The 17,824-nt window shown below is 43.3% G+C and carries 3 protein-coding genes; all 3 read left to right on the forward strand.

Going from position 1 to position 17,824, the window contains the following annotated elements:
* Positions 1–12 precede the first annotated feature (12 nt).
* From ACX0G7_RS00675 to ACX0G7_RS00685, 3 genes are read left to right on the forward strand one after another with little or no spacing between them, the layout of a single operon-like run.
* Positions 13–10,974: an amino acid adenylation domain-containing protein gene (locus ACX0G7_RS00675; protein WP_458921471.1), complete on the forward strand. Its 10,962-nt coding sequence runs from the start codon at positions 13–15 to the stop codon at positions 10,972–10,974.
* Positions 10,975–10,995: 21 nt separating this feature from the next.
* A complete protein-coding gene (locus tag ACX0G7_RS00680) occupies positions 10,996–14,364 on the forward strand; it encodes a non-ribosomal peptide synthetase (RefSeq protein ID WP_458921472.1) in 3,369 nt (1,122 codons plus the stop codon).
* 26 nt (positions 14,365–14,390) lie between these two features.
* On the forward strand, positions 14,391–17,813 hold the full coding sequence (locus tag ACX0G7_RS00685) for a non-ribosomal peptide synthetase (protein ID WP_458921473.1): 3,423 nt from the start codon (positions 14,391–14,393) through the stop codon (positions 17,811–17,813).
* Positions 17,814–17,824: the final 11 nt, after the last annotated feature.

Here is a 17,824-nt window from a genome sequence, read left to right on the forward strand (position 1 = left end):
ACACCGAACAGTATGGAACAATCACTAACGAAGATTATCGACTTAATATACCTGGCAAAACAGAACGGTATTGACTTTGTCGTGACCGGGGAAAGGCTTCAGCTTAAAGTTGCTGAAAACAAAAAGATTGATAAGACCCTGATTGATCAGATAAAAGATAACAAACAGGCAATTATAGACTTCCTCAATAACAAAGATTGGGCAACAACAAGCGTTGAGAATAACCACAATAAGATAAACAAATTCGACCGGGAAAGCGTCGGGCAGATCCCCCTTTCATTCAGCCAGGAAAGTATTTGGTTCGTTGACCAGTTAGAGGGAAGCGTTCAATATAATCTACCCACAGTAATACGACTAAAGGGAATTTTAAACCGGCAGGCACTGGAAGATGCAATGAGGACTATTGTGAGCCGGCATGAGGTACTGAGAACAGTCTTCCACGAAGAACACGGCAAGCCCTATCAGATCATTAAGCACGGTGATGACTGGGAACTGTCATTTCTCCATGGTATAAGCTACCACGAAGATGAAGAGGGGCTGAAAAACTACATTCAGGAATTGATTACTGAACCTTTCGATCTCTCAAGGGATTACATGGTGCGTGCAACCTTGATTAAGCTGAATGAGATGGACCATTTGCTGGTCGTGACTATGCACCACATTGCATCAGACGCCTGGTCTGTTCCCATTATGACCAGAGAATTGATGGAACTTTATGGCGCATATTCCCTTGGCCAGCCTTCAGCATTGGCACCTTTAGCAATTCAATATGCCGACTATGCTGCCTGGCAACGCAGCTATCTTACGCCTGAGGTCCTCGGGTCTAAGATAAACTACTGGAAAAAGAAACTTGAAAATGTTTTGCCTCTGCAATTGCCGACAGATTTTAGCAGACCCGTTCTCAGGAACATACGCGGAGCATCAATAGAATTTCAGATTAACAAAGAGGTGTCGGAAGGCATACAGAAATTGTCCCAGAAGCAGGGCGCTTCCTTATATATGACCTTGCTTGCGGCTTTCAAGGTGTTATTACACAAATACAGCACCCAGGAAGATATTTGTGTAGGTACGTCAATTGCCAATCGAAGCCAACTGGAAGTTCAGGAACTGGTCGGTTTTTTTGTAAACACTCTCGCCCTGCGCAGTGAAGTAACCGGGGTGAAATCCTTTATCGAATTTTTACAACAGGTAAAAAACACGATGATGGAAGCCTATGAAAACCAGGAGGTTCCTTTTGAGCAAGTTGTGCATACTGTAGTGAAAGAAAGGGATGCCAGCCGCAGCCCCCTATTCCAGGTTATGTTGGTCCTCATCAACACTCCAAAGAATCAACAGCTAAAGTTAGGAGAACTTGAAATTAGCCTGGAAGAAATTGAATCGAAACTATCAAAATTTGATATAACTGTCTTCATTTCCGAAAGCGAAGATGGATTAAAAGGTTTGGTCAGGTATGCTTCAGATTTATATACTGAGCCAACAATCCGGAGAATGATGGCTCACTTCCAGAATCTTCTTGCCACTATAATACAAGAACCCACTGAAAGGATCGGAAACATCTCGCTACTGACGGATCAGGAAGAAAAAGAATATTTACAGGAATTCAATGCCAGTAAAGTAGAGTATTCAAAGCAGAGCACTATTGTCGATTTATTTGAGGAACAGGCAGCCCGGACTCCCGATTCAACTGCGGTTGTTTTTGAAGAGCATTCCCTGTCATATAAGGCGCTGAATGAACGAGCCAACCAGTTAGCTCATTATTTGAGAACCAGGGGTATCAAAGAGGACTCCTTTGTGCCGTTATGCATAGAACGTTCACATCACATGTTAGTTGGCATCCTGGGCATTTTAAAAGCAGGTGCCGCTTATGTGCCTATTGAACCGGATTTCCCCGAAGACAGGAAATTATTCGTGCTTAATGATACAGGTGCAGCCCTGGTGGTAAGCAGCTCGGAAAGTGCTTATTATTTGCCTTCGTTATCTGACCTTGAAGTGATTGAAATCGATGATTACTTTTCTGGAGTAAGGCAGCAGCCCGTAACCAATCCGCAAACGGATTTAAAACCCCATAACCTCGCGTATCTTATATACACCTCAGGGTCAACGGGCAGACCTAAGGGCGTGATGATAGAACATAGAAGTCTGGTTGATTATGTAGCCGGTCTAAACCAGGCGATACAGATCAATGAATGCAAATCTTACGCGCTGGTTTCCTCTATTGCAACGGATCTCGGAAATACCGTGATTTTTCCTTCACTCATCTTTGGCGGTGAGTTACACATATTTTCAAAGAATTCGGTCAGCAACATAGAAGAACTTCACCGGTATTTTGAAGATCACAAAATAGATTGCCTGAAAATAGTTCCATCTCATTGGAAAGCATTAACAATGCAGGATACATTATTACTTCCTGCACGCATTCTTGTTTTCGGAGGAGAAGCGTTGTCCTCAGACGTAATTGAAAAGATTAAAAAGTCCGGATCCGGTTGTAAGGTGGTCAATCACTATGGCCCAACCGAGACGACGATAGGTAAGTTATTACACGTCGTAGACTTTGGACGCAGATATAGTAAAACAATACCAATCGGAAAACCATTTTCAAACAGCAAAGCATATATACTTTCTGTTGATGGGAGATTGTGTCCTCCGGGCGTACCAGGCGAACTGCATATTGCAGGGGACGGCGTAGCGCGGGGATATTTAAACAACAATGAACTGACGTCAGAAAAGTTCATAAGAAACCCGTTTGGCAATAACCATACACTGCTGATGTACCGGACGGGAGATCTTGTACGGTATCTGGCCGATGGCAACATCGAGTTCATTGGCAGAGTAGACGACCAGGTAAAGATCCGCGGTTACAGGGTGGAGCTTGGAGAGATTGAGAACAGGCTCTTGCAGGGGGGCATAGTTAATCAGGCGGTAGTTCTTGCTAAAGATGATAAGGATGGTAATAAACGTTTGGTAGGTTATGTTACGGGTGGCGGGGATTTTGACAAAGATGAGATGTTGTCAGATTTAAAGGAGAAACTTCCGGAATATATGATTCCAGCCATATGGGTGGTGATGGAAAGTTTCCCGATGCTTCCCAATGGGAAAATTGATAGAAAGTCCCTGCCAGATCCTGAATTGTCTGAACAATCCGGTGGTCAGCACGTTGCGCCCAGGAACGAAACGGAGGAGCGACTATCGGTTCTCTGGAAAGATGTACTTGAAGTTGAAGAGCTGGGTGTACACGATGATTTTTTTGAGCGCGGGGGACATTCACTTCTCGCAGTACGACTCATATCAATGATCCGCAGGGAATTCCAGGTCGAGATGCCGATCGGTCATATTTTTGATTTCCCGACTGTCGCAACCCTTGCCAGCCAGATAGCAGTACCCTCAGAAGCACAAGTGTTACCTTCTATCAAACCTTCCACAAAAAGGCCTGAACAGATCCCGTTATCGTTTAGCCAGGAACGTTTGTGGTTTATTGATCAGATGGAAGGCAGTGTACAGTATCATGTACCGGCCGTCCTTCGCTTGAAAGGCAAACTCAATCTGGAAGCGTTGTCTTATTCGCTCGAAACGATTGTGAGTCGTCATGAAGTATTGCGGACTGTGATCATTCAACATGAGGGGCAACCTTATCAACAGATTAAAGAAGACAACGAATGGAAGCTGGAAATTGTAGACGGGTCAATATATAAAAATAATGCAGCGGCTTTAGATCTGTATTTGCAAAAAATAACCGAAGCTCCTTTTGATTTATCGAAGGATTCGATGATAAGAGCTGCTATCATTACTTTAGATGAGAACGACAACGTTCTGGTAGTTACCTTACACCACATCGCTTCAGATGGATGGTCCAGGTCAGTATTTGTTTCAGAATTGGTAGAATTATACGAATCACGTAATCAAAATAAACCACATCAGCTGCCGGCCTTAACTATTCAGTATGCTGACTATGCAATCTGGCAACGCAATTATCTTGTTGGTGAAGTGTTCGATAAAAAGCTTGGGTATTGGAAACAAAAACTTGCTGACGTACCACCTCTACAGTTGCCAACTGACTATAGAAGGCCGGCAATTCAAAGTACACGTGGTGCAGCACTGGTGACTGCTATTGACGTATCTATGTCAAACCAGCTTCGGGATTTAAGTCACAGACAAGGTACCACCCTGTTCATGACGCTTCTTGCAGCCTTCAAAGTCTTATTATACCGGTATAGCGGCCAGAATGATATCTGCGTAGGCACGCCGATTGCAGGGAGACTTCAGCCTGAGTTGGAAAAACTCATAGGCTTTTTTGTTAATACCCTGGCATTGCGGACTGAATTAAACGCCGGGCATTCCTTCAATGAATTATTACAACAAATAAAAACAAAAACGCTTGAAGCATATGCAAACCAGGAGATTCCTTTCGAGAAAATAGTGGATGCTGTTGTTTCGGAACGTGATCTTAGCCGGAATCCATTGTTCCAGGTGATGTTTGTTTTGCGCAATACTCCGGAAATACCTGAGCTCAAATTAGGAGACGTTAAGCTCGCTAATGAAAATCGTGAGCATAAAACGGCACTTTTCGATCTTACCTTCTTCGCCACAGAAACACCAGAGGGTATCCGGTTGTCTATAGAATATTGCACCGATCTGTTTAATCCGGAAACGATTAAACGGATGATCAATCATTTCCAGACATTACTTAAGGGAATTGTCGCATCCCCGGAAACTAAGATCAGCGACCTGGAAATGATCAATGCACAAGAAAAAGAACAACTTTTATCCGACTTTAATAACACATCTAAAACTTATCCGGGCAATAAAACGGTTATTGATTTGTTCGAGGAACAAGTCTTGTGCACACCGGATACTGTTGCTGTGGTTTTTGAAAAGGAGGAGATTACCTATAAAGAACTAAACAGGCGGGCGAACCAATTTGCGCACTACCTGATTGGTTTGGGCGTTAAGGCGGAGTCCCTGGTGCCGTTATGTATTGAAAGGTCCTCCAACATGATTGTGTCGATGCTGGGGATCTTAAAAGCCGGAGGAGCATATGTTCCTGTGGACCCTGAATATCCCGATGAGCGAATCAAATACATGTTGAAAGATTCAGCGGGCAGTTTTGTAGTAAGTAGCAGCATTGTAAGATCAAAAATAAAAATTTCCGCGGAAGTTCATATCGTTGAGGTGGATACTGAACAACCGGTAATTGACCTTCAGCCCTCAGACAATCCGAATATTGAAATTAACCCACGAAACCTTGCTTATGTAATCTACACGTCTGGCTCAACTGGTCAGCCCAAAGGAGTAATGATCGAGCATGGAAATATGTTTTCCTTCATATCATGGTGTAAGGATGAATTTTTGTCCAGTCAATTTGACATCGTGTATGCCGGCACTTCAATGTGTTTCGATTTATCAATATTCGAGATATTTTACCCGTTGAGTATTGGCAAGCGGTTACGCATAATCGAAAACGGACTGTACATTGGAAATTACCTGGCTGACGAAAAGAATGTGATGACCAATAGTGTCCCTACTGTTATTCAACATCTATTAAAGGAAGGAACAGATCTTACCAACATCAGCGTAATGAACATGGCTGGAGAGCCGATTCCCGAGTCGGTGCAGTCAAAGCTTGATGCGGACAGGATGGAGATCCGGAATTTATACGGCCCCACAGAAGATACCACATATAGCACGGTGTTTCGTTTGCAAAACCATTCACCAATTTTGATAGGAAAGCCCATTAGTAACACCCAGATTTATATCCTGACCGGTGAACTTGAGCTGGTTCCTGTTGGAGTAGCTGGCGAAATATGTATTGCAGGCGCGGGACTGGCAAGGGGATATCATAATCGTCCGGAACTAACGGCGGCCAGGTTTGTTGCAAATCCATTTGATGCCAAGCGAGACTCGCGGCTTTACAGAACCGGTGATCTGGGAAGATGGTTACCAGATGGATCGATAGAATATATGGGTAGACTCGACAACCAGGTAAAAATCCGGGGCTACCGGATTGAGTTGGGAGAAATAGAGACAATACTCAATCAGAGTGCGATGGTAAGTGAGGCTGTAGTACTTGCGAGGACTGAAAAAGAAGGATCAAAACAGCTTGCAGGATATATTGTGCCAAACTGGAAATCCGTAAAAGAAAAAGAAAAAGAATTGTATTATCGGCAAGTTGCCAATTGGAAAGAACTGTATGAAACAGAGTACGAAAAAACTGAAGAAGACGAAAACATAGATCCGGAGTTTAACATAATAGGGTGGAACAACAGTTTCGACGCGCTACCCATCCCTGCAGAACAAATGAAAGATTGGCTGTATGATATTATCAACCTGATATTATCCGGAAATCCAAAATCGGTTTTGGAAATCGGCTCAGGCACAGGCTTAATCTATTACCAGTTAGCAGGAAAAGTTAACAAATATATTGGTTCCGACTTTTCTAAGTCTGCAGTCAATCAGATCAGAAACAGAATCAGCGAAGGCCTGCGTGATTACGGGCCGACTGAGCTGCATGTTTCTGCTGCTCATGAGATCGCGGTCAATGAAAACGAAAACATTGATACGATAGTCATAAACTCAGTGGTTCAGTATTTTCCAGGCGATGATTACCTCACCGATGTCGTTAAAAAATGCATACTGGTATTAAAAGGTCAAGGCAGAATTATTATCGGTGACGTTCGCGATAAACGGCTCCTGAAATTATTCAAAAGCCGGTTGATCCTGTCTAAGTTGCAGGATACGGTGAATGTCAGAGAATTTCAGTGGTCGGTAGATCAGGAGGTTCTTAAAGAAGAGGAGCTATGTTTTTCTCCGGATTATTTCCGGGACCTCCAGGCAGTGTTTCCCCAGATCACGCATGTTGAAATACAGTGGAAGAATAGTTCCTTCATTAACGAATTAACACTATACCGTTACAATGTAGTGCTTCATGTAGGCATAACAAAAGACACAGTCAACCCTGATTGGCTAAACTGGAACGAGGTCGCAGATCAGCAAATACCTGGGAAACTTGAGTTGGGCGAACCCATTATTACCATCGCCAACGTTCCCAATCCCCGGCTATGGCAAGAGCGGATGCTGGACCAGGCTTTATCGAATCAATCTGAAAATACAGTTGGTAATCTCACAGCGGCTATCCGTCACCAAGATCAAACCAGCGAAAGGGTAAAACAGCTATTTCAGGCTGCCGATGCCAGAGGTTATAAGTATCGCCTTTTAGTGAATGGAGATCCTTTGAAAACGGATGTAGTATTTGAGCTTGAGCCTTCCCGAAGTATCTTTAAGCAAATCGCGAACGGGGGTTCGAACAACTTCAATGGATTATATACTAATGTACCATTGATGACCACCATTAGTTCATTATTACAAAGTGAAATCAGGGCCGAACTTCAACAAAGATTGCCTGACTATATGATACCAACGGCATTTATTATGTTGGATCATCTCCCGCTAACAACGAATGGCAAAGTAGACAGGAAATTTTTGAGTGAGAGGGAAGATAACTCTCTTCTCAATAAATTAGATTATGCCCCTCCGGAAACCGAAGTTGAAAAATCGCTCGCGCTCATCTGGCAACAGCTGCTGGGAGTTGAGAGGGTGGGCCTTAACGATGATTTCTTTGACCTGGGAGGTCATTCATTACTGGCAACCAGAGCAGTTTCGGCCGTACGAAAAAAACTAAATGTTGAGCTTGCGATTAAAGATCTGTTTAACCATCCTACGATAGGGGGTTTAGCAAAACAGGTTGAGAAACAAAACCGGGGTGAGTTGTTGCCGGAAATTCTCGTTGGAAAGAGACCTGTACAAATTCCGTTATCGTTCAGCCAGGAACGCCTATGGTTCATTGATCAACTTGAAGGCAGTTTGCCCTACCATATCCCTACAGTCTTAAGGTTGAATGGAAGGTTGAATGAAAAGGCCCTGCACTATGCCTTGCAGACTATTGTCAAACGTCATGAGGTTCTCCGCACCGTCTTCATGGAGAATGATGGAAAAGTTTTTCAACAGATCAGAGATTACAAAGAATGGGAGTTGCGGGTTACCGACGGAACGCGTTATCAAAATGACAGCCAGCAATTGCACCAGCTGATAGAAAACCTGATTAAACATCCTTTTGAACTGGCCAGGGATTACATGATTCGTGCGGACCTCGTTGTTCTCGCTCCGGAAGAATATATTTTGGTAGTTACTGTTCATCATATTGCCTCGGATGGTTGGTCCGTATCGATCATAGTTAAAGAGCTGGTGGAATTGTATGCCTCATTTAGTGAACATCGGGAGCCACTATTGCCCGAGGTTCCCGTCCAGTTTGCGGATTATGCTTTGTGGCAAAGAAGTTATTTGCAGGGAGACGTAATGGATAGGAAAGTTCAATATTGGAAACGGCAGTTATCCGACACTACACCACTCCAGTTACCCACAGATTATCCAAGACCAGCTGTCCAAAGTAACCGGGGTTCCATAATAAAGTTTAATATCAATGCAACGCTTAGCAAACAATTGCAAAGGTTAAGCAAAGAACAGGGTACAACATTATATATGACCCTGCTTACCTGCTTCAAAGTGTTGTTACACAGATATAGCAACCAGCGGGATATTTGCGTTGGAACTCCTATAGCAAACCGGATACAGAAAGAGGTTGAAGAACTTATTGGATTTTTTGTTAACACACTTGCTATCCGCACTGACGTGGAAGGAGAAACATCCTTTAACGCACTTCTGCAAAAGGTCAAACTCATCACGCTGGAAGCATATGCAAATCAGGAAGTGCCGTTTGAGAAAGTGGTAGAAGTTGTAGTTAAAGAAAGAGATTTGAGCAGAAGTCCCCTTTTCCAGGTCATGTTTGTATTGCAGAACACGCCGGAAGTTGAAAAATTAAAACTCGGCGACGTTGAATTAGCGCATGAGCGCTTTGGCCAGGACACCTCAAAGTTTGACCTGATCTTCTTTATGAACGAGACTCCCGGGGGTCTGCAGGGTTCTATAGAATATGCAACGGACCTGTTTACTGAGCAAACGATAACCCGGATGGCCGGCCACTTTAAACAGTTGCTCTCTGCCGCGATTTCTTCGCCGGAACAAGAGATAGATAACTTATCCATGCTAACGCCTGATGAGGAGAAGCAACTGACTTTTGATTTCAACAACACGAAAACACCATTTCCATCGCACTTAAGTATCATTGATATTTTTGAAGCGCAAGTGACTAAATCACCTGAAGCCAATGCAGTAATCTTTGGAAAAGAGGCATTAACCTACGCTCAATTAAATGAAAGAGCCAATCAGCTCGCAAATTATCTAAAGGCAAAAGGTGTAACCGCAGGTGCCATGGTACCTATTTGTATCGAAAGAAGCCTTAACTTGATAGTAGGCGTATTGGGCATTGTAAAGGCCGGTGCAGCTTATGTTCCGATCGATCCCGAATACCCCGAAGAAAGAATAGGTTTTATGCTTTCCGATACGAATGCAGCGGTGATTGTGAGCAGCGCCATTAGCCGATCAAAGATCACTTCCAAAGCAGAGATTGAGATCATAGAGCTGGACACACAGATGCCAGACATCAGTGCTCAATCAAAAAACAATCCCGATATTGATCTTAATCCTAATGGCCTGATTTATATAATCTATACCTCAGGTTCTACCGGAAGACCTAAAGGGGTTAAAATGGGTAGGGATGGAATGGTGAATTTATTGACCTGGCAGGAAAAACAATTCACTAATCACCACAGGCAGGTACTCCAATTTGCCAGTTTAAATTTCGATGTGAGCTTCCAGGAAATCTTTTCGACACTTTGTTTTGGAAGCACCCTCCACATTATCAGCGAAGATGATCGGCGTGATATGCCGAAGATGGCTGAGATATTATCTCACAACCAAATTACTCACCTGTTCATTCCCTTTATAGTCTTTAAAAATCTGGCCGAATACCTACTTTCCCAATCGCAAATATCTTTTTCGCTGGAGCAAATTATAGTGGCAGGAGAACAACTAAAGGTAACAGCAGATATCCGCGATTTTGTAAAGAAATTCGATCTGAGCCTGGTCAACCAGTATGGTCCGACCGAAGCTCATGTGGTCAGTAGCCATAATGTCGACGAGTATTCGATATCAACTGCTTTACCCCCTATCGGCAAACCAATTGATAATACAGCCCTATATGTTCTGAATAATAAAAAGGCACTTCAACCCATTGGTGTTGCAGGGGAACTATATATTGGCGGTGTGCAGGTAGCACAGGGATATTTAAATCGCCCTGACCTTACAGCTGAAAAATTTATCGACGATAAATTTAGTAAGGAGAAGGGTGCCACACTTTATAGGACAGGTGATTTGGCACGATGGCTGTCTGATGGGAATATAGAATACCTTGGCAGAATTGATGACCAGGTCAAAATCCGGGGTTACCGCATAGAACTAGGTGAAATTGAGAGTTGCCTTCAACAGGTAACGGGTGTCCGCCAGGGGGTCGTCTTGGCCCGCGAAGACAAAAGCGGTAGTAAAAGCCTTGTTGCATATGTAGTTCCTGAAGGGACTTTTAATAAAGAATCAATCGTCAATGAACTGAAAAATAACCTGCCGGAATATATGGTGCCTTCAATGTGGGTGGAATTAGAAAGCCTGCCGGTTACCACAAACGGAAAGATTGACCGAAGAGCTCTGCCAAATCCGGCGAGGCAAGCACTATCGATGAACGAATATGTCGCCCCGGTTAGTTATGTTGAAAAGGCACTGGCAAATATTTGGCAGGAGTTGCTGGGTGTTGAAAAAATCGGAGTAAACGATAATTTCTTCGAACTTGGGGGCCATTCATTATTAGCGGTAAGGGTTATTTCGGCCATTCGGAAGCAGATGGATGTAGAAGTGTCTATAAAAGATCTGTTCCAACTAAACACCATTAAAGAGTTAAGCAAATATGTAGAGCTCCAAACTGGTTCAGACAACGAAGAAGAAGCGTCCACGGAGTATGATGTTTTTAATATTTAACCAGTAATAAGTTTCAATTTAATGGTATCACATTTAACACAGGCCATCCACTTACTATACCAGGCAAAACAGGTTGGTATAAAAATCTCTCTTACTGACGACCAGCTGCAGATTAAACTCCCGCGTAATGGCGTTATTGACAAGAGTTTGCTCGACGATTTGAAGAATAACAGGCAGTTGCTCAATGACTTCTTTAAGGAACATAAGAAACCAGACATAGTAAACGATCCAATTGTTCGTCAGCCCAGGTTGCCATTAGAACCGATGCGTTTGTCTTTTAGCCAGGAGCGCCTGTGGTTTATCGACCAGATGGAGGGAAGTGTGCAGTATCATCTTCCAGCAGTGCTAAGACTCAAGGGGAACCTTGACAAAAGCGCGTTGGAAAAATCGTTGGGTAAGATTGTTGAACGACATGAGAGCCTCAGAACAGTTTTTTTAGAAAAGGAGGGTGTGGCTTACCAGTCTTTCAAAAAGCCGGAAGATTGGAAGGTTAATTTTATCATCGGACTTGCTTACCCGCCCGAGTCTGAAGATCTGAAAGGTATTATCGGGGAGTTGATCCGCAAACCATTTAATCTTGCAATGGACTACATGCTACGGGCAGATCTGATCAGCCTCGGTGCAGAAGATCATATGCTCGTCGTTGTAGTGCATCATATTGCCTCAGATGGATGGTCAATATCTATTCTGGTAAAAGAGGTCGTTGAATTATATTCTGCATTTGTCGAAGCCAGGCCAACAACGTTAGTTAACCCTGAAATACAGTATGCTGATTATGCAAACTGGCAGAGGAGTTATTTGCAAGGGGAAGTATTGGAAAAAAAATTGAACTACTGGAAAACAAAATTAAACGGTGTTACAGCATTGCAGTTACCCACGGATTATCCACGTCCGCCTGTTTGGCGTGCACATGGTGGCTCAAAAGCATTTAGCCTTGAGCCTGAATTATCAGAGCAACTGAAGGCTTTAAGTCAACACCAGGGTACCACCCTTTTTATGACCCTGCTTTCGGCGTTGAATGTCTTATTATTCCGCTATACCCACCAGCAGGATATTTGCGTGGGAACGCCGATCGCCAATCGCACGCGGAAAGAAGTCGAAGAGTTGATCGGCTTTTTCGTCAATACTCTCGCCTTACGTTCGGAACTAAACGGGGATACTCTTTTTACAGAACTATTGCAACAAGTAAGAGCCACGACCCTGGAAGCCTATAATCACCAGGATGTGCCGTTCGAAAAAGTAGTAGAGGTGGTAGTAAAAGAACGCGATCGTAGCCGGAGCCCTCTTTTCCAGGCAATGCTGGTTCTTATGAACACCCCGGAAATACAGAAGCTGGCGCTGAGAGACGTAGACCTGATTGCCGAAAAGTTTACACAGGAGAATGCAAAATTTGATCTATCGTTTTATATACACGAAACCGCCGGCGGTCTTAGAGGATCTGTTGAGTATGCTACTGACCTGTTCAGCGAGCAAACAATTGTGCGGATAATTACCCATTTCAGGAGATTACTGTTGTCCATTGTACAGGAGCCGACGCAAAAGATAGCTCAGTTGGCAATGCTCACCAATGAGGAACAAAACGAGTTGCTGGTCGGTTTTAACAACACTGATGCAGCCTATCGAAAGGACCAGAGTATTGTCGGCCTCTTCGAAGAGCAGGTTTCAAAAACACCTGAGTCGGTTGCAGTGCTATTTGGAGAGGTGACGATAACTTATAAAGAACTCAACGAAAAGGCGAATCAATTCGCTCACTATCTTAGAGGCAAGGGTATAGGAAAGGAAACCCTTGTCCCTGTTTGTATTGAACGCGGGCTGGATATGATTATCTGTATACTGGGAATATTAAAATCCGGTGCGGCATATGTGCCAATTGATCCCCAATATCCCGAGGAGCGTATACACTTCATACTCGACGATACGGCTTCAAAAATTATCATAACAAACTCTTTGAGCAGCCTAAAACTCAGAAAAGAACTGGAGGTGATTGAGATAGAAAATCACTGGGCACTCATTAAGGCGGAGCCAACCCAAAACCTTCAAACCGAGATTGCACCATCACAGCTTGCCTATATCATTTACACGTCCGGTTCAACAGGGAAACCAAAAGGTGTCATGATTGAACACAGGAATACTTACTCATTTATTTGTTGGAGCCGGGAAGAGTTTTCCGATAGCCCGATAAATATTATCTATGCCACCACCTCGATTTGCTTTGACCTGAGTGTCTTTGAAATATTCTACCCTTTGAGCGTAGGTAAGCAGGTACGAATGTTAGAAAGCGGATTGGCAATTAGTAAATACCTGTTACACGATAAATTTGTACTGTTAAACACTGTGCCGGTCGTAGTCGAACATTTGCTGAGAGAAGGCGTTAATCTACAAAATGTCAGCGCCATCAATATGGCAGGGGAACCAATATCAGCGTATGTTCTTTCAACGCTTGACAGAGAAAAAATAGAGGTGCGTAACTTGTATGGTCCAACCGAGGACACTACTTACACTACGGTCTTTCGTCTTAAACCAGGAATGCCGGCCTTAATAGGCAGACCAATCACCAACACAAAGATTTACATAGTAAGTCCGGATAAGCGTTTAGTACCTATAGGCGTCACCGGGGAAATTTGCATCGGTGGGGAAGGGGTCGCGAGAGGTTATCTGAATCGTCCTCAACTAACTGATGAAAAATTTATCTCTAATCCTTTCGGCAACAACGATTCACGCCTGTACACGACTGGTGATCTAGGCAGGTGGTTACCTGGTGGAGATATTGAATATTTGGGCAGGATTGACAATCAGGTAAAAATTCGTGGGTATAGAATCGAACTGGGAGAAATTGAACAGGTACTGCAGCAACATGAAATGGTAATGCAGGCCGTAGTGCTGGCCCGGGCGGATGAAAATAATATGAAACGCCTGGTGGGCTTCATAGTGCCAAAGACAACTTTTGACAAGCACTTAATCCATGCGTATTTGAAGAAAAGGCTGCCTGATTATATGATTCCTATGCTTTGGGTCGAATTAACAGCTTTACCTCTTACATCTAGTGGTAAAATCGACAGGAATGCCCTTCATGACCCTAAAGATGACTCCGCCGGTAGTGAATTGGCTGCTCCCCGCACTGACACTGAGAAAAAAATGCTGGCAATATGGCAAAACTTGCTTGGAAAAAATGATATTGGGATATATGACAATTTTTTTGAAATTGGTGGACATTCTCTTTTAGCCATACGTGTGATTTCAGCTATTCGGAAAGAATTACAAGTTGAATTGTTACTAGCAGACATTTTTCATTTTACAACGATCAGTGATATAACCAAGTATATTGAAATCCAGACAAATCGATACGATGAAGAAAAAGCAACTTCTGAATATGATTTGCTGAATTTGTAGATATCGAATACAGGAATTGGATAAGCATGGAAACACAAACAACAAGAGCAATTGATCTATTGTACCTGGCTAAACAGCATGGTATGGATATTCTATTGAACGGAGAGCAGCTTCAGGTGAAACTTCCAAAAAATGGCAATGTTGATAAGAATTTGCTGGAAGATTTGAAAAATAATAAACAGTTAATAATTGATTTTTTAAAGGAACACCGGAGAAAAAATCAGGATAGCAACCCAATAGTTCACCAGGAAAGGTTACCGGGGCAACCGATTCCCTTGTCGTTCAGTCAGGAGCGATTGTGGTTCATAGACCAGATGGAAGGAAGTGTGCAATACCATATCCCAACCGTATTAAGACTTAAGGGTAAACTCAACACGCACGCGCTGGAAAATGCGTTGTATAAAATTATTGAGCGTCATGAGGCCCTGAGGGCTGTATTCATGGAGGATGATGGTTTCGCTTACCAGTCTTTCAAAAATAGCGCAGACTGGAAGTTAGGTATGATTAATGGATCCGGTTACCAACCGGATTCCCCGGATCTACAGAATTTTGTCCAGTCGTTGATCAGGAGACCTTTCGATTTGTCGAAAGATTTTATGTTGCGGGCAGATCTGATAAATCTTGGCTATGAAGATCACCTGCTGGTTGTCGTACTGCATCATATAGCCTCTGATGGCTGGTCAATATCAATACTGGTAAATGAGGTTATTGAATTATATTCTGCAATTCAAGAAGGCCGGCCATCGAAGTTACATGATCTCGAAATACAGTATGCTGATTACGCAACCTGGCAAAGAGGTTATTTGCAGGGGGATGTATTAGAAAAGAAATTGAATTACTGGAAAACGAAGTTACAAGGCGTAACTGCCTTACAGCTGCCTACGGATTATCAGCGTCCACCCGTTTGGAGCGCCCGTGGTGCTACTAAAGGGTTTAGTATTGACAATGAATTGTCAGCACAACTCCAGGCATTAAGCCAGCAGCAGGGTACCACAATTTTTATGACCCTGCTCGCCGCCTTCAATGTATTATTGTATCGTTACAGCGGTCAACAGGATATTTGCGTAGGAACACCGATTGCCAATCGTACTCAAAAGGAAGTGGAAGAATTGATCGGATTTTTCGTCAATACCCTGGCCTTGCGTTCAGAAGTTAATGGTGATATCACCTTCACAGAATTCCTGCAACAAGTGAGAACCACCACCATGGAAGCTTACAATTACCAGGATGTGCCATTCGAAAAAGTGGTAGAAGTTGTGGTTAAGGAAAGGGACCTGAGCCGCAGTCCACTTTTCCAGGCTATGTTGGTCCTGCTCAATACACCACAGGTACATAAGCTTACTCTGGGAGATGTGCAACTGACGGCAGAGAAGTTTATCCAGGAAAGTTCAAAATTCGATATTACAATTTACCTGCACGAAACGCCAGGTGGGTTGACTGGTTCCATTGAGTATGCAACAGACTTGTTCAGCGAGGACACGATTGTCCGGATGGTGGCTCATTACAAAAGGTTACTGGGATCAGTTGTACAGGCACCCACGCAGAAAATAGCGGGGCTGGTTATGCTCACAGAAGAGGAACAGAATGAATTGCTTCAGGATTTCAATAATACCGGCGCAAATTATCCAACAAACAAAACTATCATTGATGTTTTTGAAGCGCAGGTTTCCAAAACGCCTGATTCGGTTGCGGTAATATTTGAAACATCACAACTGACATACAAAGCACTCAGTGAAAAATCGAACCAACTGGCGCATTACCTACAAAAAAAAGGAGTAAAGAGGGGGGACCTGATCCCTGTTTGTATTGACCGGGGACTGGATATGATTGTGAGCATCCTGGGTATTCTAAAAGCCGGCGCTGCTTATATTCCTATTGACCCAGAATATCCGGAGGAAAGAATCAGCTATATGTTGCAGGACTCCGGGGCGTTAACTGTTGTCAGCAGTAAATCAGCGACATTAAAGCTTAACAATTCAGCCAATTTTTCTATTATTGACCCAGACGGACACTGGCCATTAATTTCGCAGGAGGCTACACATAACCCCCAAACCATGGGTCAGTCACAAGATCTCGCTTACGTAATCTATACTTCCGGATCAACCGGTAAACCAAAAGGAGTGATGATTGAGCATAGAAGCCTGATTAACTTCCTCACGAGCATGCAGAAGCGATTACAGCTGGATTCAAATTCAGTCCTGTTATCCGTTACCACATATAGCTTTGACATATGTTACCTCGAATTTTTTCTTCCGTTAATTTCCGGGGCTAATTTGGTGATTTTGCCCAGGGAAAAAACCATGGATGGAATTAAACTTGCCCAAAGTATAGCTGATAACCGTGTAACCCATATGCAGGGAACTCCCTCAACCTGGCAGCTGTTGATTGATTCGGGCTGGCAAAACGAGGCGGCATTGACTATGTTGGTCGGAGGAGAGCCAGTTAAGGAAGGTTTGAAAAATCAATTGGCCGGAATGGGTATTGTGTTCAATGTGTATGGCCCAACTGAGACAACTATCTGGTCAACGATAATGAAACTGGAGGTTTCCCAAAAAGTGATGATTGGTAAACCTCTTGATAATACTACAGTATATATTGTGGGTGCAGATGGACAATTATGCCCGATCAACGTACCCGGCGAGATTTATATCGGGGGAGATGGGTTAGCCAGAGGTTATTTAAATCGCCCTGAGCTCACGGCTGAAAAGTTTGTTCCTCATCCGTGGAGTAAGAAATCAGGTGCCAGACTGTACAAAACCGGAGATTTAGGTCGATGGCTGAAGGACGGTAATCTGGAATGCCTTGGGAGATTGGATTACCAGGTGAAGATCAGGGGGTACAGAATTGAACTGGGCGAAATTGAAGCTACTCTCAATCAACATAACGACATCGCACAGGCAGTGGTAACCGTTCACGAAACTGCTGCAGACAAAATATTAATTGCATACCTGGTGCTGAAAAGCAGTAACCATGAGGGTGAGCCTGGGAAAGCTGAAGAACATAGTTTATTTATTCAGAATGTGAGAGGATATTTAACAAAGCTGATCCCAGCTTATATGATACCAAATAAATTTTATATATTAACATCGATTCCCCTGACTGCGAACGGCAAGATTGACAAAAAAGCGCTTCCGGTGGCAGACCAGGATTATTCAGACCATACATATATAGCTCCCAGGAATCATGTTGAGGAAACATTAGCCGCGATCTGGCAAGATTTGCTCCATATAGAAAGAATAGGTGTCAATGATAATTTTTTCGAACTGGGCGGACACTCACTGCTAGCAACCCGTATTGTTTCAGCCATAAGAAAAAAATTACAGGTGGAAGTGAATATTAAGGATTTGTTTAAGTATCCTAACATAAATGATCTGAGTGAATTTATCGAATGGGAGTTTAATCTGACCGGTGATTTCGACAGCACTTCATTTGATGAAGTAAAAATATAACACGCAAACAA

This window comes from Flavitalea antarctica (assembly GCF_054461535.1).